Raw genomic sequence first — 23,994 nt, 5'->3', positions numbered from 1 at the left:
CTGATTGAAAAATTGGAAAGGGCACAAATGGAGTTTGAAAAAAAATATAAATTTTAATTACTATGTGTGTTGAGCCTTATACAAATGAAACAACATATGGTGAGCTGCGATCTGCGGGTATTTGATGTTCACTTTAATTCATATTTGCGGCGTATCATTAACTGGAAGCAATATGGCAATGCTATAAGCAAAGTGTTGCTTTGTATTGTTTTCTGGGCATTATGCGTGTGGCTAAATAAAAACTAATCATTAACGATCGGGTGCTGGCTGTTCAAAGCAAGCATAAGCAAATGGCTCACACCGGATTACTTGTCTTTATCTGGCTGAAATTCTTGTTCATGTATCCAATCTTGATGTTTAGGTAAGATTGAGTTTCCTAATCATCGAGTAGGTGAATTGATCGCTTAGTTTTCGAGTAAGCTCGTTCTTTTCAACACGTTTAGTTCTTATCGTCGATGGAACACGGAACGAAGCTTAGCGTCTCGAAATAATCGAAATGCTTTTGAGCATTTCATTAAACGATATAGTTAGGAATGCAATTATGATACGAAAAACCAATCTCATAACGCTAGCGATGATGGGGTTAATGGCAACAACGACCTGGGCTGCGGGAATCGATGAGCCAGCCGGTTCTGCCATAAATATGCTAAGCAGTCTACAAGATGTAAGCTCTGTGAATTATATTAATGCTGAATATTTGCTCGATAATGATGTTATGCCCCTCTCATTAACGGAGATAAAGACGCAAGTTTTGAATGAAGATAAGCGCTACTTTATAGACTTCAGCAATATTGCCACTGAGGTGGATAAAAATACTGCGAAAAGTAAATTACGTCACAGCATGGGGATAGGTTTAACTGGCGATATGATCATTATCAGCGCATACAAAGGCGAGTTGATGTTCTCTCAGCTAGACGGAGAAGATGATCCAAACATTACGCTGTTAGAAGGCGAGCCAAAACGAGCTTCACGCAATAAACGTAGTACCACCCAGCTTTCTAATCCAGATAATTCTATCCCAAATGTGGCTTTTTATCTCCATGCTAACCGTCGTATCAGTGACAGAGAGTGTAATCTGACGTGGAACACCTTCGATGGGCCGGTAACAAGCAATAGGCGATGTAATAACCCTAATATCTCATTAATTTATAAAGTAAATCTTCAGCGTTCGCTGCCATATGACACGATGGGGTCTTCAACGCCAGACGCAAAAATAGTTCGAATTGGTATCGACGATTCCACTCAGGGAACTGGTATTCACCTAAATAATACACTTGGAAAACGATACTTAACGACTCATGGCATTCCGTGGCCTGAAGGCGGGAATGAAGCCGAATTTGTTACGACTGCCATAGCGAGAAATTACGAGTTTAATTTCAATGCTTCCAATGGCAAAGCCAATGTTTTAAGAACCGTGCCGGCATCAAACCTCAATGCTAATTATAACCACAAAGAAGTCTCGACATTTAACTTCGGTATCAGCGGTGGCGTCGAGGTCAACAAGGATGGCCCTAAGGCTAAGTTAGATGCCAATGCGAGCTGGAGTGAATCGAAATGGCTGACGTTCGATACACGTGACTATCGTGTTGAACGAAGCTCCAATGGAACGCGACATGTTGCGTTCAAATGGGCAAGAGAGCAATACCCGAATGCCGAGTCGATTAAAAATGTAAATACTCACGGAATCTCTGCTAAGTTGGTAATACCTGCCAATCTAAGTCTTATTAATCCAATTGGTTACGCTAGTTTTACACCTAAAATGGAGGTGATTTACAAAGCGTCACCAACGGAAACCGGAACAACAACGTTAACCGTCGACTCTGCGGTAGATATTACCGGCTTCAGATACAGTTCAAGTGTAACGGGCTTCTTTGGCGTCCGTACTTACCACTCCGAAGACAGTGATAACCAGGTGAAACGAGTAAACAAAAACGTGAGCTTTGTGGTTGATTGGGAGCACCCGGTATTTACTGGCGGTCGTCCAGTTAACTTACAGTTGGCGAGCTTCAATAACAAATGTATCTCTGCTGATCACCAACAAAATCTAATAACCCAAGAATGCGATGAAGATAACTTCCAGCAAGCCTTTATCTTCAACAGCACGGGGCAATACATTAGCGCACAAAACACCAAACTATGTTTAGATGGTGAACAGCTAGACCAGCTACAAACGTGTAGTTCACGTTTAAGTCAACGTTGGCAATGGGGTGAAGGGACAAGTCAGCTACAAAACTTGTTTACCAAGGAATACTTAGGGCACAATAAAGCCACTGGCAAGTTGAGTCTGGTATCTGATCAAAACAATGATATCAAGACAGATATGTACTCTTCTTACGTTAATGTGTTTAAACAGTCATCGGTACAAAAAAACTAACTTCTAAAGTTAACGCTGGCTTTTTTTTGGGGCTTGCTGCAACAAGCCCCATCTGAGGTGAGTGTGATTTTTACTTACCTCAATTCCATCGCCTGTGTTATTACCGCGGTCTTTACCTCCAGTGCTAAATTATTTGGGAACAAGTCCCAAAGCCACAGAATGTCTGGTTAAAGACGTCACTAACATGCCGCATTTTATGGGTTCCGCGCAGAGAACTGGACGCATATCAGAACAACGAACCCAATCGAATCGTTATTTGCAACAGTTAGCTTAAGAACGAATAAAACAAAAAATTGGCGGTAATGTACTGCCGATCTTCCTCTGTTTTCTTTGGTATACGGCCCCATAAACTATCCTGAATATAACGATAATACTCGGCGGCGCCATCTATTCTTACATAGGGAGTATCTAAAACAGGTATGTGAAAGTGCGCCGACGGGGGATTAGTTATGTATGGTGTCATTCCTGATAAAAACGCGGTTAATGCTTTTTATGGTCGCGTTCCATGCGTTGACAAAAGTGAGGGCTACAAAACATGCTACTTTTCTTTATCAAGTTATTCATCACCTTATGAAGCGGCGTGTAAATGGGTTAACAAGGAGGGGGTTGAAACATGGGGATTAACTCGATGGTTAATGATTAAGGCGGGCAAGTTGCGCCGGATGCGCAGTTTGAGCCACTCGGTAACCGTCAAACCCGTAGTTCAGCACAATGAACAGCCTGACGGTTCCATTATTGAGTACACATCGTTCGTTGTGAGGTGGTATGACGATGATCTTGTTGAAACGACAAAATGGTTTGGGGCAAAACGGTGGGGAACACTCGAAAAGGCTGAGATAGCGGCTCACCAGTTCGCAGCCCAGAAACGTGCAGAGCATACGGGCGGTGAATTGCATTTACCTGAGTCATTGACTTGACGTGGTTTGGGTATATCGCATTGTGCCCAACTAAAAATAGTGTTCGGTAATTTCAAAGCTTTAAAATAAATGGCCTCCAATAAGGAGGCCATTTTAACAATATTGCATCAAATGCAACGAAGTTGCTAAGTGTAGATTACCCTTCAGCTTGCGCAGGAACCATGTCTTGTGATTCTTCGCAGCTCTTGAGCATTACGCGGATAACACGAGAGGCCAGTAATGCCACGGCTACCATCACAACAGCCAGTACTGTTAGGGTGCTGAAGTAACCGCCATATACGGTTTGTACGATTTCCTGTGTGATCTCCTGGCCTTTCTCTAGCGCTATCGAGGTAGAGAATACGGCACCAACGATACCACTAAGAGCAATCGCAACCGAGAACAGGCTCACAGAGAAATTCTCAATGTGCTTAGGAGCGACGGATAAAATGAAGGCGACGACCATACTGCCGACAATGACTTCAGCAAGAGCCTGGAAGAAGTGAATGGCCAGGAATACTTCAGGGCGAATTATTACATCTGGTCCTACGTTCATAACGGCAGCGGTAAGGATACCGAACGCAATAGCGGTTAGGATGAATGAAAACCCTACTTTAGTCGCCGTCGAGAAGTTGATATTACGCTTTTCAAGAGAAGAAAATGTCATCGCAATTAATGGTCCACCCAAGATACACCACAATGGGTTCATTGCCATTGAAGCTTCTGGGGCAATAGGAATTAATCCGAACAGATCACCACGCATAGTGTTAATCGTTACCATGGTCATCGATGTCATCATCTGCCCGTAGTACACGAAGAAAGCGGTAGTCAGGGCAGTCATGATGAGGATGGTGCCCATCTTAAGTGCATCGGCCTTCTCGGCTTTAAGCATTAATGAAATAAAGTATCCGATGGCAGCAGCGCCGATCGCGTAGACTATGTTTTGGCCGATATCCATGTTGGAGAACATGAAAAAGACGAGTCCGATCATCGAAATAGAAATGCCGATAAATGCGGCCCAATTTTTAGGGCTGACAGGCTGTTGATCAATATCAGCGCCGACGGTGAGCAACGGTTTGTGAGAAATAACCAGAATAATGAAGGCGATGAATGCCATAGACGCCGACAATGTGAAGCTACCATTAAATCCAACAACCAGAACGAACATCGGGAACAGGTATTGTCCAAAGAGTGCGCCGATATTATTCACGGAGTAGTTGACCGGGTAGCCATTCTCGAAGTCTTCTTCATTAGAAAACGTACGCTTAAACAGGCTCGGATAGGAAGGAGACATCAAGCCGCGAGAGTAACTGGCCAGCGCGATACCAACAAGGCTCAATGAGATATTTGTTGTCGAGGCACCAAGCACTAACAACGTATATCCGATTGCGAAGCCACAATAGCTGATAGTGAGAGAGCGGTAGGCTCCCAGAAACTTATCGGCAATGAATCCGCCAGCAATAGCGAAAAGAGGCCCTATCGATGAGAAAGCACCAACCACCATCATGGTATCAGCTTCGCTATACCCAAGGTCTTCTAAGAAGAACCTTGTCAAAATTACCATCACGCCGTAAAACGATAAGCCAAACATCATTTGGCAGACCATCATTGACTTATTAAGTCGATTCCACATAACTAGATCTCTTTGTTTATGGATAAAAGTAAAAAGTGTAAGCATTTATAAATTTGTATTGATAATAACATTAATAAACTCATTCAACACGAGCGCATTGTCGCAAAAAAGGATCATTATCGGTTAGATTATCTAATCATATGTATGAGTATTTCTTATGCCTAGGTTGGTTGTTGGGCTTAATTTGATGCGATAGTCGGCTTTTGTGTGCGCAAGTGTTGCTATTATCATCGGGGAGGGGGCTGGTTGACTAGGGTGGTATGGTTTTTTTATATTAGTTTTACTAATCCATATTGGCATTGGGGATGTCTGTAATGGTGATACGCCTAGCGCAACCCGCAAGCTGAATATAGAAAAAGCCCGCATGGGCGGGCTTCTAAAGAGTTGAAACTGTGATCTATTGAAACCGTGGCGATTATGCCATAGGTACCATGATTTGGGTTGCCACAATAACAATCACAATACCCACAATCACAGGGACAGAAGTACGTTTAGCGACTTCAAACGGAGAGAGCTTCGCCATGCCTGCACACGCAACTACTACGCCAGAGACAGGAGAAACAGTACGGCCAAGGTTTGATGCCTGAAGCATAGGGATAACCAGATAAGCTGGGTTAATCCCCATTTTTGCTGCAAGGCTTGGGATCAATTCGACGAAAGCATAGAACGGTGCATTACCCGAACCCGTCGTGATTGCTGCAACCGTCGTAATCGCAACCAGTAGAATCATTAGAACAATACCGCCGGCACCAGCAACTTCAGCAAGGTGTAGCAGATTGTCGATGAAGCCAACAGATTTCAGACCTTGTGCAAATACACCGGCTGCAATTAATAGCATAACCACGCCAGAGAACGCATCTGCCATACCTTTATACGCCGCGTCCAGACCTGCAAACACTTCTGTTGAGTTGCGGTGGCGGATAAGTTCGATAATGGCTGCCAGGAACATACAGATAACCAAAATAGTGACAATATGCAGTTCAGGCAGTAATTTTCCGCTGAATAATAAAACGCCGATGATAGGCGTGAATGGCAGGATGCAGAAGAACTTAGGGGCATCAACGGTCAGTTCACTTACGTCAAGCTTTTCATGCACGACACCTTCTTTATCATCGAGGTAACGCTGCCAGAAAAAGTGGGCGGCAGCCATACCAATGATCGCGACTATGGAGATAGGTAGTGTTGTCTTGAATGCAAAATCAATCAGTTCCATACCAGAAGATTCAGCAGCGATAACCACATCACCAGAAGTAGGAGAAAGAATGATCGCGGCAGGTGATGCACAGATGGCGGCAGCAGCACCACGGCTGATCCCCATGTTTACCATGAGTGGGAACAGCGTCGCCATTAGAAGTACACCCAAACCCGTTGCGGATGATACAGCCAGTGACATCAGACATGCTACAAAGTAGGTGGCAACCATTAAGACATAAGGGGATTTAATAAATTGTAGTGGTTTAGATGCCATTTTCACGACCATGTCGTTGGCACCAATTTTTGTCATATAAGCTGCGAAGCCACATAGCATCATGATCATCATGCCCAGGCCACCGGCACGATACATTAACAGGTACTTAATATATTCGAAAACGTCAGTCGCTGCGTTTCCTGTAGATGTTACGCTAGATGGCAGTACGTCTTTACCTAGTGCTGCTGTGATAGCGAGCAAGATAATACCGCCAGTTAATAGCACTCCAGTTGCCGTGTATCCTTTGAAGATGTAGCGACCCACACCCCCTGCAACGAGAAGACCAATTAATAACTCCAACATGGAAATATCCTTTTAAACTACAAATAAAACAGAAAATGTAAGAAACGCATACCTTACAAAATGTTTTCTTACACATTACGGCTGGGCAATTTACCTAAAAAAAGATAAGCAGACGATAGTTAACAACTTAACTTATGATCTAAAGCAGGGTTTTCTATGGCGTGTTAATCAAGTGCTACAGTAATGAAAAACATTGCCACAGCAGCTGTAAAGAGTTGATCGGATTGTTAGTCGTGGCGATTAATCGAACAAAAAATGGCTAACTCCGTATAAGATAAGAAGTCATATTAATCAAGGGAAGATCACTCCATCATTAAATGTAAATATTGTTGTTAATCAGCAATGTTTTTTAACAAACGCCATGAAGGCACGATCGGCACGTGACAGGCAACCATTTTTACGCCGGACCATGGCAATATTCAGATAAACAGCCACAGCGTAGGGGATTGGTATTCAGCCTGCGGCTTAAGATCGGTCTTATTCGTTGCCGCTACGAATTGCAGTGAATGAGAGGGCATCCCCCCTCATTTGCGATTTGATGATCAGGCGAGGGCCATGGCCAACAGAGAAATAGGGTGAATCGTTTCTAATGCCGTATTCTCTTCGATTTGCCATTTACACGTTTCGCAATCGGTAATGGCAAAGTCGGCATTCGACTGACGGATCTGGTTGAACAGTTTGTCACCGATAGCCATTGAGGTATCGTAGTTTTCAGTTTTAAAGCCGTAAGTACCGGCTAGACCGCAACACTGGCTGTCTAATACCTGAACGTCCAATCCAGGGATCATTTTCAGCAACTCAATGGTATATAAGCTGCCGCCGGTACGTTCCAGGTGACAGGGGGTGTGATAGACAATTTTCTTATTAATTGGCTTCATTTTTGGTGTATTACCATTCATGAAGTGGCGTAATAAAAAGCGTGTTACATATTCGATTTTGTCGGCCACATTCGCGTTATCCACTTTTAATACATGCGGATATTCTTCGCGTAAAGTGAACGAGCACGTTGATGAGGTTGATACGATGGTGGAATCGTATTTTTCAATCGCTGCTTCAAAGTTCTTAACGTTCAGTTTGGCATTTTTCTTGGCTTTATCGAAAAAACCATTGGCAATCAATGGAACACCACAGCATTTTTCTTTATCCAACAGTTGAACGCCGATACTCATTGCATTCATTACTTTGACAAAGTCCTTACCTAGCTGCGGGTGGTTATAGTTAACAAAACAGCCATGGAAATAATGTACTTGCTGAGGGTACAGCGCCTGACTGGTGCAGTTTTGTTTGTACCAGCGGCGAAATGTGCCATGGGAGTACTTAGGCAGGCTTTTGTGATCATGTACCCCAATGGTTTTGTGCATGATTTTTTTCACCGGCTTGAGGCCGGTGACTGCATTGACCACAGGAGCGAATGGTGTGGCTACCGAGCCCATTAAATCGGTATGGCTCAAGACAAAATCACGAATGGTCTTGATGTTCAGTGGCAGTTTTGCGTGTTTGTCACGGGCAACCGCAATGATGTCACCAATTTTAACACCTGAAGGGCAGGCGGTTTCACAACGTTTGCAGTTGGTGCAGAGTTTCAGCGTTTCATCATAAAAATCAGGGCTTTTTAAGCGCAGGCGTTCGCCATCAGGGCCACACTGTTTCGGCCCTGGAAATTCTGGGTTTGCTTTTGCGACCGGGCAGTAAACGGTACAAACGGTGCATTTGATACACTGGTCAAAGCTGGTGTCTTTTTCTTGTACAAGGCTCATGCCATAGTCCTTTCTTGTTGTTCTTGTCGGCGTTGTTGCTCAGTTTCAGGCTCAGATTCGGTTTGGCCTGTTAAGTTGGCGTTTGCGATCATTTGCTCGGCGATATGGTAGCCGGTACTGATTGCGACACCGCTGCCACACCCTTCAAAGACGGGATCATAATGAGCGAGCAATGCACCAGCGCAGAATAAGTTACCTACCGTCTGATTATTCACTGATGCCTGCAGATGCGAGTTGCAGTCGACACCCATTTTCAGGAATGGATGTGCTTGTTGGGCGAAAAACTGAGGCTGATACCAATGGTCACGGTCCGGAATGGCGACAGTATCAAGACCAAATACAGGTTCTTCAATATTCAGGCGATGAGCGGCCAGGCCGCGGCTGAAGAAGCTGCCTGTTGCAATCACAAAGTGATCGGCAACCAGGGGCATATCACGATGGTTACGGGTATAAATACATTTCAGTTCGCCGTCTTCAAAATCACCGCCTTGAACCTCATCGCCGGCCAGGATGAGACCTCCTAGCGTTTTATAGTGAGATTTCATTGCTTCCTCGAGGCGAATACCGAGTAAAGACGGTGGCATGGTTGGCAGTTCACAAATAGTAAAGCCGGTTAATCCTTCTAAGAGCTTGATAGTTGCTGCGCCATCACCATTACCAAAGACGGCAGGAAGTACCACCAGATCAGCTTTGCCAACCGATTGAATTAAGGATTTGGCAAAAGCATGAAGTTTCGTTTCATCACGCAATACCCGCGAAATGTCGATCGAGCGGAATTCACATGGATTACGCTGCATAGTGTAAAAGTCAGGCAGCTCGACCGCAGCTGTGGTAATTTTCACCTCTTTAAACGGTGACAGCTTAGCCAGGTTATCAGCCGCCAGCTGCGGCTGGAAATCGCGGAAACCGTCAATGGTCACCAGCGCGATATGGCCCAATTGACCTGCCGTGTTGGTTAGTGGGAACTGATGTACCGTTTGCTGAGATAGCCAGGTTGAGCGGAATGTGCCTATGGGTGTCAGGCGAAGATGGTTTGCGTCGTCTGGCTGAGAAGAAAGCAGTACGCCGCGCGCCTGGATCATCTCCTGATACCAAGCGAGTGCTTCGCGCACTTTAGTTTCGCCTAATTTGCTATAAGGATGATTTGGGCTCTGGGCTTTCAGTTTATCGAATTGTGCAAAAGGCTGATAAACAGGTTCCCCGTTTGGCAGTCGGCTTAATACATCAATAGAGCCTGAAGAGAAGTGCAATGCACTTTGTCCTGCTGCAATAACCGCAGTTTTGAGCCCTGCTTCTGCACAGCGGATCGCACAACTCAACCCGGCAACACCTCCGCCAATAATCAAGCTATCAAATTTCATGATGCAACCTCGCTGTTTTCGCTATTGTTCTTGTTTTTAATTTCGATATTACTTTTGTTAGTATCTGACTGAATATGCGGTGTCTTTGGTTCGGTTAGCGCGGGGATGTCGTTTTGTTCCGGAATATCACTGACGCCAAACAGGCCTTCATAAATCCAGTAGGTGAATTCCCCTTCACGGAGTGCATCGCCCCAGAATACCGGCTTGATACCTTTCCAGCGTTCTTCAAGGAAATCGCTGAGCAAATGACTGGCAGCTGTGCCCGAAGTCTGGCCGTATTCAGAGAACAGGCCTGCAGCACGATAGGAGCACAGCTCCCCCTGACACGGCCCCATACCGACGCGAGTACGGCGGCGTAAATCGATCAGGTTGTGGACATCCAGTTCTTTAATGGCGTATTCCACCTCGCCGCTGGTCACCATTTCGCATTCGCAGATAACCGCCTGGCTCTTCTTATCATCTTTCAAGAATTTTTCTGCGCGTTCGCCATGGCGGTAATAAGCTGATTGATAAACGGGTTTTGCCAGACTTGCGGTGTGTTTAATTGATTTCGGTGCCTGTTCGGAACCCGGTAGCGGTTTTTCATGAGTAATACAAGGTTGAGTATTGCCCAGCTTTTTCGCGACCATATCGGTCGCCCATTCGGCCATCATGCGGTAGGTCATTAATTTCCCGCCGGTAATGGTGATGAAGCCGTCCATACCGTCACGTTCCGCATGGTCAAGCAGCACAATACCGCGGCTGATATTACGACCACTGGTATCACCGTCTACCGCAACCAGAGGGCGAACACCGGCATAAGCTCGAAGCACGCGGGTATTAGCCATAATCGGTGCTAACTTGGCCCCTTCTGCCAATAAAATGTCAATTTCTTTACTGGTAACGTGCAGATCATCGATTTTATCGTAATCAATACGTTCAGATGTGGTGCCTATCAGTGAGATGGTATCACCGGGAACAAGAATATCGGCATCGGAGGGTTTACGGCAGCGGTTAATGACCAGGTTATTGATGCGGTAATCCAGAATTAACAGCGATCCTTTGGCCGGGAACATCTTGATGTTCAGATCACCGTATTCGCAGATTTGCTGGCCCCAGATCCCGGCAGCGTTAATGACTTGTTTGGCCCGGACGGAAAAATGCTCACCGGTTTTCATGTTAAGGCAGTTCACGCCTTTTACGGTATGGCCTTCGCGGATTAATCCTGTGACAGCGCTGTGGTTAAACAGGCGCGCACCGTGTTCAACCGCGTCCAATACATTGGATGCGGCTAAACGGAAGGGGTCGATAGTGCCATCAGGAACTTTCACTGCACCAATTAAATCAGGGTTACAGTTTGGCTCTAAGCGCAGGGCTTCTTCCGGGCTCAGTTGTTCAACGTTGATATCGGCACGGGTACAGGCCGATAAGAAGGTTTTCTGGAAGTCGAGATCATCATCGGGCAGCGATATAAATAATCCCTGAGTGTCTTCAACACAGTGTCGGGCGATTTTTTTCAGGATGCGGTTTTCCTGAATACATTCACGGGCTGATTCTTCATCCGTGACAGCATAACGCGCACCAGAATGAAGCAGGCCATGGTTGCGGCCGGTGGTGCCTGATGCAAGATCATCTCTTTCAATCAGTATGCATTTGATCCCGCGCAATGCGCAGTCACGCATAATACCTGTTCCGGTTGCACCACCACCGATGATAACGACGTCTGTTTCAAACCAACTAGTCATGTTCGTTTTCGCTTATTATTTGTTAACCAGCCCACACAGGATCAGTTTGATTCCCTTTCATATAGGGTAAATATGCCATTTATTAGCGAGGGATTATTTGATCTACTACACGTTAATGGTCGAACGCGCATTCGTTCGCGCCATTATATGCTTGGGTGGCTAATTAATAGGCAGATGAACAGAAAAAGAGTCTTAAGGCTCGTTATGAGTGACGGGTGAAGTGAAATTATGAGCGAAAACGTTAAGCGACGGCTTGGCGGCGCTCACTTTCGAGGTGTAGATGGCCTACAGGATGGAAACGACAGCAGTCGCGGCCGGACTTCTTACACTCGTAAAGGGCGCGATCGGCCCGTTCAAGCATAGATGACAACGTATCGCCTGGTGAATAGGTGGAAATACCAATACAGGTTGTGATGCTTAAGTGGGTATCATCGAGACCAATCGGAAAATCCAATTTTCGAATACTGTCGAGCATACGTTCGGAAATTTTATGGGCCATTGCCTGATCGCAGCGGGGCAGAAATAAAACAAATTCCTCTCCACCATAACGCCCGAACAGATCGGTTTTACGTATTTTTGTCTGCATGAAGTCAGTGAAACCCCGTAGCACTTTATCTCCGGCCCCATGCCCCCAGGTATCATTGATCCGCTTAAACTTATCAATATCGAACAGTAATACAGAAAAGGAATTGCCTTTAAGTTCGCAGTTTATCAGTGATTTCTGTGCCAGTTGCAATAACATGCGACGGTTATAAATACCGGTTAACGGATCCAGCGTCGCCTGGCGGTAGAGTCGCATCAACATATAGAGCTTAGAAAGTTGTGACCAAAGCACCATCAAGGCCAAGACAGCTTGTAGCCAGTAATTGGCGAGATTTTCAGGAGAGAGCAGCCGTTCAGCGATCAGGTTCACTGAAATTTGCGTCAGAATGGTAGCAGCCAACAGGCCGAGGCTTTCTTTCAGGGTAAGCGGAAGAATGGTAAGGACAGCAATATGTATAATGGGTAACAGGGTATATCCATATTCATAACTACTGAAGGCCTGCGGAAAGTCGAGCACCATTATGCTATAGAAGTAGAACAGGTTGAATGCGATAACCAGCGCACTTATGCACCATTGGGCTTGTCTTAACGAGGTGTGTTCGTGATTTTTTTTGGCGAGCAGAAATAGAAGAATGCCAAGGCTAATGCGAGCGATGGTAATTTTCAGGCCTTGCTCCAGGGGCAAAAAGCAAAGGTCGAAGGGTATCCATAAAAGGAATAGCACTCCCCAAACGATAGAAAGCAATGATGTCCGGTTGCGGAGGTAGCCGCTTCGTGTGTTCTGAAAGCTGGATGTATGCGTTTTTGAACTCCATAAATCAGGTAAATACAGTTTTACTGACTTAATAAGCGGCTCTAGGCTTTCTCGCATTGTTTGCTTTTTTTTATCCATTTGCTTCCCGTCTTTGTATGTGGCTACTTATTAGGGATAGATCAAAGTACAGTGCAAATCGGTTCTATTCTAGGTGAGCATATTATTCTACACATTAAATAACATCACCGTGACATCGATCCAACAAATGTAGTTATCCACCTGCATCTTTACGGTAAGCATTGTTATCTTTTGCATGGTTTGTATGCATTGTGACACATTCTTCCCGTATTGGATTTAATGTCTGAACCTGTATTTGAAGAGGTTTGGGTATATAATCTCGTCACTTTTATTTGATACAAGAATGATTATGTTGACAGGTTACTTAACGTTTTTAATTCCCGCATTATTAGGTGCTCAGCTTATCCTTACACTGGTGCTGACCAAAGGAGAAATTTGTCCCGGACAGCGTGGGCGAGTGCATAAGACGTTGCCTGTTGTACTTGTCGGTTGGCTGCTCGCCCTTATGACTCAACCTTTGGCTCTATTCCCCCTTCTGTCATTAGCGTATTTCAGCTTCAAGGCAAAAACGGGCAAAACACGTGATAGCGCTCCAATTTCTGTTCTGATGGCAGCTAACGGATTGGCTGCTATATGCTGGCTAATGTTGTTACCTTCAATGTCACTGCCACAGATTGGCATGAGCTTTATGGCAATCGCACTGTTTGGTGCATCGTTAGCACACTTATTGTTAACCCAAGCCAAAACGCGCTTACAAGCTTTTCATCGTATCTTGCCATTTGTTGGTTTGAGCAGTGCGATGGCCTCAATTCTGTTTATGCTGTGGCAGCTAACCGAGATTGATGCTGCAGTCGTTGAAACAATGACGATAAATGTTATCACCGCGCTGGTGCTGATGGTCTTTGCCCTGCTGGTGTGGGCGTCACATATTCTACTTAGCCGCACTGTAAATCGTTGGCAGTTGTTGGGAGCGTCGGCATTGCTGGTGGTTTCCGGTTCAATGCAGTTGACCTTGTTCTGATCATATAAATCTGTGAGTTCAGTATAAAATGCCCTTTATACCTAAGTAACCTCAAGATGCTCGTTTCAGCGAGAATTTCCAGGCGCTAAGGTCAGGCGCTGATTTGCAGATATAGTTGCTCTACATCAAAAATCAGCAACGCAATATTAGTGCCGGGAAAACTCGCCCTTCGGGAGTGATCCAGCCAGCCCACTTCTGTGTCAAATGCACTCGAAAGGACCAGTCATTCCTTCGCACATTTTCCTTGAATTGAACTGGCCGGCATTACTCTGAATCCTGCATATTGAGGTAACTTAGGTATATCGTAAGGGCTTTTTTGTGCCGGTTGGTTTGATCCCTACTATGCTTATCGGTAGAAAGGCGAGTGAAAGGAGACGGCGGTATGGAAATTTCAAATTTACTCAATATGGACAGTAAAATTGTCATCGGTATTATCAACGAACGACTCAGGCTGGAATGTTCCAGTATGGATGAGCTGGTCAGTCGCTATGAATTAGATGCTGATGAGCTGACTGAGAAGATGGCTACGATCGGTTATCGTTATGATCCAATCACCAATCAATTTAGGTAAACACCCAATCAAATTTAAAAGTAGCAGGCCAGCATTGTTATGCTGGCCTTACAGTATCTTTGGGTTGTACTTATACCGATTTAATTCCTTGAAGATGAGTTTGGCACTGTTGCCTTGCGGTAGCAAAAAATGCCTGCAAGTAATGACGATCCTGCTCCGATGAACGGATGGCTGCAAATAGCCGGCGCCATAAACCCTCCCCAAGCGGTTTGCTCACAATTAATCCCTGTCGTGAAAAGTCATGAATTGCCCAGTTTGGCAGTGCTGCAACGCCCAAACCAGCAGACACCATTTGAACCAGCATTAAGGTATTATCGGCTTGCTTCCAGGATTGTGGTTCGATACCTGCGGGTTGGAGGAAGTGCTTTACAATGTCTAAACGACTCTTTTGAACCGGATAGCTGAGCATTGTCTGATCGGCAATATCACCAGATTCGATAACGTCTTTATCCGCTAAAGGCGACTGAGGCGAGACCACTAATCGCATTTCAAAATCGAATAAAGGCTCGTAGTGAATTCCTGTTCGGAGTTGAATATCTGAAGTGATCACAACATCGAGTTCGCCGGAGGCCAAAGCCGGTAGCGGCTCAAACCCGAAACCTGAAGAGAAATCGAGTGCCACCGAAGGCCAGTGGATCTGGTATTCCTTTAGTGCGGGCATCAGCCACTGGAAGCAGGAATGGCAATCAATAGCCATATGTAACCGGCCATTGGCATCGGCTTTAAGGCCTGAGAGTTCGTGTTCTGCTTTAACAATACGGGGGATTAGATCATCTGCCAGTCGGAGCAAAATTTCGCCTTCAGCCGTAAACTTTACAGGGCGAGTTTTACGGAGAAAGAGTTGTCCGCCTAGCCGTTGTTCCAGATCTTTCAGTTGATGTGATAAAGCAGATTGTGTCAGGCAAAGGGTGTTAGCCGTTGCGGTGAGAGAACCGGTATCCCGCAGAACAGAAAGGGTTCTGAGGTGCTTAATTTCAATCATGAGCGAATTTCAACATCCTTGTTTCAATATGAATTAAATGTACATGTACAAAGAGGATGTGTAAACATCCAGACATCCACTTCAGATGGTTTATTGAAGCAGTTTCTTAATAGTCAAACTGTGCTTGATATAGGGGGGCGTCGTTGGGTGTTAAATGCAAGACCGACGGAATACTATTTTAGTGAAAGGCGCACAACGATGCCCTGGTTAGTGTTAATTGGCGGTAATCTATTTTTTGCATTTGCAACACTATTTGGCTTTATCATTTTACGAAGAAATAGGGCGATTAACAGAGCTATTGATATTAAAAATCAGGAATTAAATGCAGCTAATGCCAGATTAGAACGGCTGACCAAAACGGATTGCTTAACGGGTATTTCTAATCGTCGTTGTTTTGATGAGTATCTTGACCAAGAATTTAGGCGCGCGGCGAGGGAAGGAAAACCCATTGCTTTATTGTTGATTGATATCGATTATTTTAAAGCCTTTAATGATACCTATGGCCATCAGGCAGGCGATCGCTGCCTGACTCTGGTGGCGACTGAATTGGAAAGAACCCTGAAACGACCGGCTGATATGATTGCGCGTATTGGAGGGGAGGAATTTGGGGTGTTGCTACCCAATACAACCAATGGTGAAGTGGTTGCTAAGCAATGCAAGGCTGTACTCGAACGTCTCGCGATTGAGCATAAAGCATCAGATGTCTATCCCTTTGTCACCATATCGATAGGTGTGGTCTCTGCGATGTCTGTGGCTAACCAGACAATTGAGAGCTTATTTAATACCGCGGATGCGGCGTTATATCAGGCGAAAAAGGGCGGTCGTAATCGAGTACGAGCAATAAAAATCAACGGTGAGGTTCCAAAGGTGTTGGTGTCGTTATGTTAGAGACGAGAGACGAGAGACGAGAGACGAGAGACTCGAAACTTGAAACTCAAAACTCGAAACCAGAGGCGAGGACAAAGCCTCGCCTTGTTACATCAAGACGTTGATTATTGAGCGTCGGTACGTTTGAAAGTCAGTGTATGGTTGGTGTTAGTTAGTGTTAACACACTGCCGGAAATTTTCGCCTCACTCCAGTTTGTCAGCGTCTGGGTTAGGTTTTTTTCCATCTCCATTGCGGGTGCCGGGCAAGCCATCATTGTCATTCCCATTTTTTCAATGCGTAACTGACCGTCGTTCAATTCAGCCTGACCAAAGTACCGGTTGCAGCCTGAATGACCATTTGCGCTCATGTCAGTGGTTAGTTCAAGATTTGGGGCTTTAAACGGCTCGGGCAACTCAATGGCTTTGTTGTCAACTTGAGTGAGAACCCAATTGTTGTTAACAAGATCGCCTTCGGTAGCAACCTTACTGCTCTCGCCGTTGCTACCTGCACATGCTGCAAGGATCATAGGTAATGCTAATACGGTAAGTAAACGCTTTTTCATAGTGTCGATTCCCAGAATTTCGATGTGGTAATGTTATTGACGGTCAATTAAAAATTGTGAGCATGAATAATTGTACGCTATTTATTTGTATTAATGATCTTTAATAGAAAACTGTATACCAATAAGAAAGTTCGATGTTCAACTCGGTGTTACATCTATTTACAGCATGAATAAATTAGTGAGCAATATGAATTCAAATCAATTATGGCAATGAAAAAGTATCGTGTGTTAGGAATATGTCATTTTTACTGATGTTTTTTGCTGTAGACATATTTTGAAATAGTCTGAAACAACATTTTGGCTAACTCGGAATTATGTTTTTTTTTCGACCATGTGAAGGTGAACATCCTGTTGCGGGAAGGGGATAGAAAGCCCTTCTTGGTCGAAACGTATTTTAACCTCGCGAGTAATATCCCAGTACACATCCCAGTAATCTTCAGTTTTCACCCAAGGGCGAACAATAAAATCAACAGAAGAGGTATTAAGCGTGTGCAGTTTAATGGTTTTTTCTGGCTGATGTAATACCGCTGGGTGAGCATCAACAATGTCACTCAATACTTTTTCTGCCAGTTCAATATCGTCGCTATAACCAATACCAAAGACCATATCGACACGACGAACGCGTTCATGTGTTACGTTCTTTATTATGTCGCCCCAAATCTTGCTGTTTGGAACGATGATGATTTGGTTATCAAAGGTCTTTATGGTGGTGTTTACCAGGCTCATATGGCTCACTTTGCCCGATACGCCCCCTGCTTCCACAAAGTCACCCACATCGAATGGCCGGTAGATTAGCAACATCATACCGGAGGCAAAGTTGGACAGGGTATCTTGCAAAGCAAAACCGATGATCACACCTGCAACACCAAAACCAGTCAGAATTGGGGTTAAATTCAAGCCAATTTGCGATAGGGCAATGAGCAGGCCAATAGCCAAAACGCCATTGCCAGACATGGAGGTGAAGAAATCCTGCATCAGTTGCGATAAATTTAGGTTGGGTGAGGAAACCGCTTTCTTAACCATTTTCCGCGTTAACTTTTTCAGCCAGCGAAATACGACAATGATGAATGCGAAGAGCAGGAGATTAAACAGTAGCTGTGGCGCTTTATCAAATACCCACAGGCCGAATTCTTTTCCCCAGGTAGAGATGATCGAAAAAATGACCTCGATGTTGAGCAGATCATTGGTGAGGGTGCCTGTCGCTTCAAAAAGCTGTTGTTTATACGGCGTCGTATCCAGCCCCATTTTGTCAGCGAGCTTGACTGAAAACTGTAAGGTGTTGATATCACTGGCTACTTTGCGTTGTGCAAGAATATGTACCAGCTGTAACGAGGTTTTCTCACCTTCAGTCGCTGATTTAAGCTGCTTACTGAGCAATGCTTCTTGCTGGCTGTCGAAGGTCAGGGATGCAGACATGAACTCCAGGCGGTGTTCAATATCGCTGATAAGTCCTTGTTCTTTTTTTGGTGTAGGCTCGCCAAGTAGTTTAAGCCATTGATAGTTTACCCATTGCTCTTCGAACAGGTGGTTGGAAAAACGGCGGGTTTCATCTAATGATTTCTGCGCCAAAAGTTTTCCTTCATTCGTTTCCTTATCCAGGGCCTTTTCGTCTGCTTCTATTTTGTTGAGTAAAAATATCAATGCGTCTGAAATGAATTGAACCTGTTGATTAACATGTTTAAGAAGAAGCTCATGCGTCTCTTCGGTCCGGTTATCAATTAAATCTTGAATAACCTCCCGAAGTGCGTTGTTTTTATTGAGGAGCTGTAGGCGAACCACATCCCGCGCGGAACCGGACATCGTCTGAGATTCGGCAATAAGCGCCGAAAGTTCCTGATCAAGTCGTTCAAGTTTTTCAATTTGCGGCGAGGATTCTTGTGCAATGCAAAAAGATGACACCAACAGAAATAATAAAACAAGTGCTCGCATTGTTAACGCTACTCTTGCCAACTGGGATTTAACAAGCATAGCAAACGTAATCATCCGGCGTTCAGAATTGGGCACATAAAAAAACGGTAGCTTGGATTTTTATCCTTACTACCGTTTGTGTTTTCAGTCTCACGAAGTGGATTCTATTACTGGCTAAAGCGGAACGTATTTTTAAATGCGCCACGGATAGTAAGCATAAGTTACCCATTGCACCGAACTTACTTGGTCAGACTCCAGCGCGAAAGCTCGGAATGAGAAATCACCTATCTCATGACCAGTGAAGGATGGGTCACTCCCGAAGGGCGAGTTTCTGTGGTTTTTATACCGTGCCTAGTTCTGCTGGTTCAGATCAATTTACAAGTTTTGAATCAGAATGTCAGTAGCATGATTGCATTACTATTTGGTGGATTCCTGGTTGCGCCAGGATCTTTCTATCCAAGAGGTGATGACTGGAATCATAGAAAGTATATCAGCCAATTTGGTATGATGGCGTTGTTTTCATCGCGGTGTTAAATTGCCCTGGTCTGGGTGATTTTTAAATATGGGCTTTAAATATATCAGCATGTTGAAATTTAAATTAGTTCCACCTGAAAACGCATTCATGTCTTTACTTCTTGAAGCTGATCCATCAGAAGTGAGTGTCCGAAAGTACCTTGAAAATTCCTGCTGCTATGTTGCTGAACAATCCGATAAAACAGTTGGTATCTGCGTTCTTAACGCTATCGATAACGGCAACGTTGAATTATTCAATATTGCCGTGAGTCCAACGGTTCAAGGGAAAGGTGTTGGAACCGCTTTACTTGAGCATGTCATTAAGTCTGTTAAAGCTCGCGGTGTCAGCTGCATCGAATTGGGTACAGGGACATTCGGTTATCAGTTGTCTTTCTATCAACGGTTGGGGTTTCGAGTCGACTCCATTGTGAAGGACTTTTTTATCGATAACTATGATCAGCCAATTTTTGAGGCAGGTATCCAACATAAAGACATGCTGAGATTAGTTCTTATGCTGTAACCGCACGTGTATATCAAAACCGCTGTAGCTTAATATTTTGGTGATAACACAAGCAAATCTGTTCTTTTCATTAAGCTCTTCTGCCATTTCTTTTTCCATTTAAGTATAAACTGTGTTGGATTTTTTAAATGCCACATAAGGAAATAATATCTGATGATTTTACGTCGACGAGGTGTCAACTTTGAGGTTGGGTTACGCGCCATATAGCTATAGTAACGCTCAATATTTCGACGAGCCCGCATTGCTTTCTCAAATTCTGACCGCTTTACTTTATTTGCAACAAAGCTGAGAACCATTGATTTTAAATAACCAACTTGACTCATACTTTCAATGACTTGATGTCCAACGCCGTAGAGTTTTAAATAAGTTGTATTAAGGGGATAGCGTAATGCATGTTGTCTATCGTTTTGACATAGAGGATCAAAGATTATCGTTATATTACCTTTATGCTGCGCACAATAATCGAATGTAATAAGTTTATTTTGTTCCGTTGAAGGCGTAAGGGGAGTAATAAGCAGCATTCGGTCAAGCTGTAATTGAGAACTATACAATGAAGTTGCAAAAGCGCCCATGCTAGCTCCATAACCAAGCCTTTCTGGAAAGACTTCTAGCTGCGGGCTTAAATTGTTTATAAATTCAATTAATTGTGGGCATATAAACCAGTGCTTATGCTGAATGGCGGAGAATGATATTATGTTAACTCCCATTTTTTTGAAAAAATCAAATCCCCAGGCTGAACACCCTTCCTCGACCTGAGAAGGTTTTAATACGCTGCCCGCAGGAGAAAAAGTTATCATTAATGGTGCGTCAGTCGAGAAGATATGATACTGAACTAATATATCTCCAATAATTAATCTAGTATCACATTGTAATTTAAGCATTATATTTTTACTCAGTAATATTATTACAGCGGATTAATGATGATTAGGTGGTGATTGTATTCGCTCACTATATTCCAGAAGGTAATAATAATTTCATATAGCTTCTCAAACATAATGCCTATATTTGTTTATGCTTCTATGTTGATTTTTTGTCTTCGAGAATATTCGTCTTTTGTGTGCCTGAATCTACCATCTTTTATATTTGAATACTGCTTAGACCATTCGGTTTGATATAATATTTGTGACTAGGCTCTAATATCCCGCTTTAGATTATTGTTGATGATTTTCTTTTACAGCATGTAATATGCGTGTTGTCTTTATGAGTTTAGTTGAGTAATTAAATTGAGTATTTTGTACTTATTGCCTGAATCCAGCGATATGCAGACGTAAAATTAAATACGTGATGAAAAGTTGTTGCCACTTTATCGCCACTCTATGATTTTCAATATCAGTTTTTTTAAATTATTGGTATTTAAATAAAAAAGCCCCCTTGCAAGAAGGGGGCAATAGTACCATCGCTAATATATCCCCACTTCCCGCAAGCCCCGTCATACCTAGGGTTTTCATATTTATCAATCAGTTGTGAAAGGTTGATGAATGCAATATGCATCAGTATTAGTGGGTTTTATTCACGAATGTCGCCACTCTGTCGCCACTTTCTGGCGGCGGATTAAAAGATGTTTAAAGGAAGTTCAGAGGGTTTTTAGTGACGGCATCTTGAAGGTGATCGGGGGCGAAATGGCTATACACCATTGTCTGTTTTATATCGGTATGACCCAGTATGCGCTGAAGCACTAAAATATTGCCACCGTTCATCATGAAGTGGCTTGCGAAGGTATGACGTAATACGTGTGTCGTTTGGCCTTTAGGAAGTTCAGGGAAGCACCGGCGGATGCGTTTATAAAGAGGCAAATAATTGGTAGTGAAAAGTGGGCCATTACCGCGACGGTGAATCTCATCATACAGCTCAGATGAAATAGGCACAGTGCGATTTCGCTTCCCCTTGGTATTGGTAAACGTGATTTTGTGTTTGGTCAGTTGAGAACCTTTGAGGGTCGCGGCTTCCATGATGCGTGACCCAGTAGCAAGGCAGACTTTGATGATTTTAACTATCTCTTCACCATTGTTGGTATTACTCACAAAGTCGAGAAGGTGGATGATTTGTTCGTGTGTTAAAAAAGCGAGTTCCTTTTCCGGTGTCTTGATTTTTTTAACGCTTTCGAAAGGGTTGGGGTGGTTCCACTCATTTAAGCGATGCAGCTCATTAAACACAGCCTTGAGCAAAGTAAGCTCCAGGTTCTGAGTTTGTGGCGACAGTTCCTTTGCACCGTTTACAACAATATTTCGTCTGTTTGCACGATAGCGGGTGAAATCACGGCCACTGCATTGGGCTGCTATAGGGTTGCCCATTAATTCGCTGATCACCTGCAAGCGGCGGTAACACATCTTACCGGCTTTAATGTTTTTACCGTGATACTCAAACCACAAATCAACCAACTCTGATAGCCGGCGATTATCGGGTTTTTCTCCAAGCCACGGCTTATCCTCAATTTCACGCATAGTGAAGCGTTCAAAGGCGAGGGCTTCACCTTTGGTCGCAAACTTTTTGCGTAGACGTTTGCCTTGCCGCCCTTGGGGGTAGCACTCGCAAAGCCACGTTCCATCTGTTTGTTTTCTAACTGACATAATCAATCGTAACTGTATGTATATACAGTTATAATATAGGTGATATGAAGCAAATCAATGTTTATTGAAAGGTATAGAGACATAGAGCGTTTAGACTGTCTGCAGAATTTCAGTCGATTATTTATTGTTTTCACTATGTGTAGTGATGTTTAAATTGTCAGCAAAACAATGATATATATATATTAAAAATATGTTTTTGTTAGTCTGTCACTGCAGGAAATGCTAAGGTAGGACTACAACTTTTCGGCTACAAAGCTGCAGAATTTGCTGCAGAAAGTAGCTGCTTGGAAACCAGTTATGAACCAACTTTTCGACCACAACCAGACCTTGAAGTCTCTCTATTTATCTCTTGTTGAAGATAATGATAATGATAATGATCAGATTCATGAGCATGTGTGCTTAGACTCTATTGACGGTGTGTTACGAAGCGTTCTTAGCATTGAAGAAATGAAAGACGCTGGCAGTTTCTTTACTGGTGATGAGCTTGCTATCGAGTTATCGAATAAATTTGATAGACCGATAACTGACAACGCTGTCATTCTTGATCCTACGTGTGGGGCAGGAAATTTACTGTTAGCTTGCTCAAGACAATTAGGTATTTGCGAAACATTATCGAATACACTGACGAGGTGGGGGCATGTGCTTAGGGGCTATGATTTGTATTCTTCGTTTGTTGAAGCAACGAAATTACGAATTATTCTTGAAGCAGTTAGAAGAGGCTGTGAACTAGATTGTAGTCTAGAAGAAGCACTAGAGCTTTTGCCTAATATTAAAACGGCAGATGCAATGACTATTTCGTCGGATGACGTTTTAAGTGTTTCTCATGCAGTAATGAATCCCCCTTTTTCGTCATGGGAATCACCCAAGGTAAATTTTTGGAAGCAAGGAAAAGTAAATGCAGCGGGTGTTGTGTTTGAGCATTTTCTCCGCATTTTACCAAGAGAATGTGAATTCAGCGCTATTCTTCCTGAGGTGTTGCGTTCGGGCACTAGATATCAAGGCTGGAGAGATTTCGTACAAAATTCAGCTGTTAATGCGTCAATCCATGTTGTTGGTCGTTTCAACTCAAAGACAGATGTTGATGTCTTTATTGTAGACGGCAGGGTTGCTGGATCAGAGGAACCTATTGACTGGTTAACAGACCTAACTGAAAGTTCAACAAGAATTGGTGATTATTTCGATGTTTCGGTGGGTCGACTGGTTGCTTATCGCGATCTTGAAGAGGGAGAACAGCACCCATACATCCATCCTAAGAATTTACCAGCATGGAGTACAGTTAAGGAATTTTCAGAAACGAGACGATTCGATGGAACTGTATTTAAACCGCCATTTGTTGTAATTAGAAGAACCTCTAGTCCGTCAGATAGGTATAGAGCAGTAGGCACAATTATCGGTGGTAGAATTCCAGTAGCTGTTGAGAATCACTTAATCGTTATTAAACCAGGCCATGCAACGCTTGTTAATTGCAGAAAGCTGCTGAAAGTCCTCAAGTCATCACAAACTAATGACTTTTTAAATGATAGGATTCGATGCCGTCATTTGACTGTCGGTGCAGTAAAACAAATACCATATTTGGGGTAGTCATTGTATT

The 23,994-nt window shown here is 43.8% G+C and carries 18 protein-coding genes and 2 pseudogenes; 9 read left to right on the top strand and 11 right to left on the bottom strand.

Annotated elements, in window-relative coordinates; translation table 11 throughout:
- Positions 1-541: 541 nt before the first annotated feature.
- The 3 genes and pseudogenes from C9I89_RS08030 (at position 542) to C9I89_RS08020 (ending at position 3,291) form a co-directional block, all read left to right on the top strand.
- Entirely contained in the window at positions 542-2,374 is a 1,833-nt protein-coding gene (locus C9I89_RS08030) for a leukocidin family pore-forming toxin (protein ID WP_107282834.1), read from the top strand.
- 145 nt (positions 2,375-2,519) lie between these two features.
- Positions 2,520-2,668: pseudogene (locus C9I89_RS23045) on the top strand (transposase); the annotation flags it as partial.
- A 155-nt stretch (positions 2,669-2,823) separates the two neighbouring features.
- Complete coding sequence (locus C9I89_RS08020) at positions 2,824-3,291, top strand: hypothetical protein (RefSeq protein ID WP_107282833.1); 468 nt, start codon at positions 2,824-2,826, stop codon at positions 3,289-3,291.
- A 136-nt stretch (positions 3,292-3,427) separates the two neighbouring features.
- Here C9I89_RS08020 and C9I89_RS08015 read toward each other — a convergent pair whose 3' ends face one another.
- From C9I89_RS08015 to C9I89_RS07985, 6 genes are all read right to left on the bottom strand, one after another.
- Positions 3,428-4,903 carry a peptide MFS transporter gene (locus tag C9I89_RS08015; RefSeq protein ID WP_107282832.1) on the bottom strand — a complete coding sequence of 492 codons (1,476 nt, stop codon included), beginning with the start codon at positions 4,901-4,903 and terminating at the stop codon, positions 3,428-3,430.
- A gap of 415 nt (positions 4,904-5,318) precedes the next feature.
- Positions 5,319-6,674, bottom strand: coding sequence for an anaerobic C4-dicarboxylate transporter DcuC (gene dcuC / locus C9I89_RS08010; RefSeq protein WP_107282831.1), 1,356 nt, complete (start codon positions 6,672-6,674; stop codon positions 5,319-5,321).
- Between the two features lie 542 nt (positions 6,675-7,216).
- Entirely contained in the window at positions 7,217-8,431 is a 1,215-nt protein-coding gene (gene glpC, locus C9I89_RS08000) for an anaerobic glycerol-3-phosphate dehydrogenase subunit GlpC (protein ID WP_107282830.1), read from the bottom strand.
- On the bottom strand, positions 8,428-9,792 hold the full coding sequence (gene glpB / locus C9I89_RS07995) for a glycerol-3-phosphate dehydrogenase subunit GlpB (RefSeq protein ID WP_107282829.1): 1,365 nt from the start codon (positions 9,790-9,792) through the stop codon (positions 8,428-8,430). Before glpB ends, glpC begins: the two co-directional genes overlap by 4 nt.
- Positions 9,789-11,516 (bottom strand): anaerobic glycerol-3-phosphate dehydrogenase subunit A, encoded by a 1,728-nt coding sequence (gene glpA / locus C9I89_RS07990; RefSeq protein WP_245905435.1) that lies wholly within the window; start codon positions 11,514-11,516, stop codon positions 9,789-9,791. Before glpA ends, glpB begins: the two co-directional genes overlap by 4 nt.
- A 241-nt stretch (positions 11,517-11,757) precedes the next feature.
- A complete protein-coding gene (locus C9I89_RS07985; protein WP_107282828.1) occupies positions 11,758-12,951 on the bottom strand; it encodes a GGDEF domain-containing protein in 1,194 nt (397 codons plus the stop codon).
- A 289-nt stretch (positions 12,952-13,240) separates the two neighbouring features.
- Here C9I89_RS07985 and C9I89_RS07980 point away from each other — a divergent pair, with 289 nt between their 5' ends.
- Positions 13,241-13,912, top strand: a complete 672-nt coding sequence (locus C9I89_RS07980) for a hypothetical protein (protein ID WP_107282827.1) — start codon at positions 13,241-13,243, stop codon at positions 13,910-13,912.
- 382 nt (positions 13,913-14,294) lie between these two features.
- Positions 14,295-14,483, top strand: a complete 189-nt coding sequence (locus C9I89_RS07975) for a DUF4250 domain-containing protein (RefSeq protein WP_107282826.1) — start codon at positions 14,295-14,297, stop codon at positions 14,481-14,483.
- 70 nt (positions 14,484-14,553) lie between these two features.
- Here C9I89_RS07975 and metR read toward each other — a convergent pair whose 3' ends face one another.
- Positions 14,554-15,465: an HTH-type transcriptional regulator MetR gene (gene metR, locus C9I89_RS07970; RefSeq protein ID WP_107282825.1), complete on the bottom strand. Its 912-nt coding sequence runs from the start codon at positions 15,463-15,465 to the stop codon at positions 14,554-14,556.
- Between the two features lie 93 nt (positions 15,466-15,558).
- On the opposite strand from metR, the gene C9I89_RS07965 reads away from it, so the two are divergent.
- Positions 15,559-16,353 (top strand): GGDEF domain-containing protein, encoded by a 795-nt coding sequence (locus C9I89_RS07965; protein ID WP_170107659.1) that lies wholly within the window; start codon positions 15,559-15,561, stop codon positions 16,351-16,353.
- A gap of 104 nt (positions 16,354-16,457) precedes the next feature.
- On the opposite strand, the gene C9I89_RS07960 is transcribed toward C9I89_RS07965, so the two are convergent.
- A complete protein-coding gene (locus tag C9I89_RS07960) occupies positions 16,458-16,895 on the bottom strand; it encodes an META domain-containing protein (RefSeq protein ID WP_107282823.1) in 438 nt (145 codons plus the stop codon).
- 312 nt (positions 16,896-17,207) lie between these two features.
- Positions 17,208-18,824: a mechanosensitive ion channel family protein gene (locus tag C9I89_RS07955; RefSeq protein ID WP_107282953.1), complete on the bottom strand. Its 1,617-nt coding sequence runs from the start codon at positions 18,822-18,824 to the stop codon at positions 17,208-17,210.
- A gap of 146 nt (positions 18,825-18,970) precedes the next feature.
- On the opposite strand from C9I89_RS07955, the pseudogene C9I89_RS07950 reads away from it, so the two are divergent.
- Both C9I89_RS07950 and C9I89_RS07945 read left to right on the top strand, forming a co-directional pair.
- Positions 18,971-19,115 (top strand): annotated as a pseudogene (locus tag C9I89_RS07950) (IS3 family transposase); the annotation flags it as partial.
- Between the two features lie 310 nt (positions 19,116-19,425).
- The gene (locus C9I89_RS07945) at positions 19,426-19,836 is read left to right on the top strand and encodes a GNAT family N-acetyltransferase (RefSeq protein WP_245905434.1); all 411 of its coding nucleotides are present in this window, start codon (positions 19,426-19,428) and stop codon (positions 19,834-19,836) included.
- 29 nt (positions 19,837-19,865) lie between these two features.
- Here the strand turns inward: C9I89_RS07945 and C9I89_RS07940 are convergent, their stop codons facing one another.
- A complete protein-coding gene (locus tag C9I89_RS07940) occupies positions 19,866-20,717 on the bottom strand; it encodes a hypothetical protein (protein ID WP_107282822.1) in 852 nt (283 codons plus the stop codon).
- A gap of 681 nt (positions 20,718-21,398) precedes the next feature.
- Positions 21,399-22,403 (bottom strand): phage integrase, encoded by a 1,005-nt coding sequence (locus C9I89_RS07935; protein WP_107282821.1) that lies wholly within the window; start codon positions 22,401-22,403, stop codon positions 21,399-21,401.
- Positions 22,404-22,700: 297 nt separating this feature from the next.
- On the opposite strand from C9I89_RS07935, the gene C9I89_RS07930 reads away from it, so the two are divergent.
- Positions 22,701-23,984 (top strand): DNA methyltransferase family protein, encoded by a 1,284-nt coding sequence (locus C9I89_RS07930; protein ID WP_107282820.1) that lies wholly within the window; start codon positions 22,701-22,703, stop codon positions 23,982-23,984.
- The last annotated feature ends 10 nt before the right edge of the window (positions 23,985-23,994 follow it).

Origin of the sequence: Photobacterium lipolyticum (assembly GCF_003026475.1) — a bacterium.
Lineage (GTDB): Bacteria > Pseudomonadota > Gammaproteobacteria > Enterobacterales > Vibrionaceae > Photobacterium > Photobacterium lipolyticum.
Note: the sequence above shows the minus strand (reverse complement) of the source record. Positions and strands in the feature narration are given on the sequence as shown.

Excerpts from the sequence above, each read along its gene's own strand:
- C9I89_RS08020 (WP_107282833.1), top strand. The coding sequence starts at position 2,824 with ATGTATGGTGTCATTCCTGATAAAAACGCGGTTAATGCTTTTTATGGT.
- glpB (WP_107282829.1), bottom strand. The coding sequence starts at position 9,792 with ATGAAATTTGATAGCTTGATTATTGGCGGAGGTGTTGCCGGGTTGAGT.
- dcuC (WP_107282831.1), bottom strand. The coding sequence starts at position 6,674 with ATGTTGGAGTTATTAATTGGTCTTCTCGTTGCAGGGGGTGTGGGTCGC.
- C9I89_RS08030 (WP_107282834.1), top strand. The coding sequence starts at position 542 with ATGATACGAAAAACCAATCTCATAACGCTAGCGATGATGGGGTTAATG.
- C9I89_RS07960 (WP_107282823.1), bottom strand. The coding sequence starts at position 16,895 with ATGAAAAAGCGTTTACTTACCGTATTAGCATTACCTATGATCCTTGCA.
- C9I89_RS07930 (WP_107282820.1), top strand. The coding sequence starts at position 22,701 with ATGAACCAACTTTTCGACCACAACCAGACCTTGAAGTCTCTCTATTTA.
- glpC (WP_107282830.1), bottom strand. The coding sequence starts at position 8,431 with ATGAGCCTTGTACAAGAAAAAGACACCAGCTTTGACCAGTGTATCAAA.
- C9I89_RS07980 (WP_107282827.1), top strand. The coding sequence starts at position 13,241 with ATGTTGACAGGTTACTTAACGTTTTTAATTCCCGCATTATTAGGTGCT.
- C9I89_RS07955 (WP_107282953.1), bottom strand. The coding sequence starts at position 18,824 with ATGCGAGCACTTGTTTTATTATTTCTGTTGGTGTCATCTTTTTGCATT.
- C9I89_RS07940 (WP_107282822.1), bottom strand. The coding sequence starts at position 20,717 with ATGCTTAAATTACAATGTGATACTAGATTAATTATTGGAGATATATTA.
- C9I89_RS07975 (WP_107282826.1), top strand. The coding sequence starts at position 14,295 with ATGGAAATTTCAAATTTACTCAATATGGACAGTAAAATTGTCATCGGT.
- C9I89_RS08015 (WP_107282832.1), bottom strand. The coding sequence starts at position 4,903 with ATGTGGAATCGACTTAATAAGTCAATGATGGTCTGCCAAATGATGTTT.
- C9I89_RS07985 (WP_107282828.1), bottom strand. The coding sequence starts at position 12,951 with ATGGATAAAAAAAAGCAAACAATGCGAGAAAGCCTAGAGCCGCTTATT.
- metR (WP_107282825.1), bottom strand. The coding sequence starts at position 15,465 with ATGATTGAAATTAAGCACCTCAGAACCCTTTCTGTTCTGCGGGATACC.
- glpA (WP_245905435.1), bottom strand. The coding sequence starts at position 11,516 with ATGACTAGTTGGTTTGAAACAGACGTCGTTATCATCGGTGGTGGTGCA.
- C9I89_RS07935 (WP_107282821.1), bottom strand. The coding sequence starts at position 22,403 with ATGTCAGTTAGAAAACAAACAGATGGAACGTGGCTTTGCGAGTGCTAC.
- C9I89_RS07945 (WP_245905434.1), top strand. The coding sequence starts at position 19,426 with ATGTCTTTACTTCTTGAAGCTGATCCATCAGAAGTGAGTGTCCGAAAG.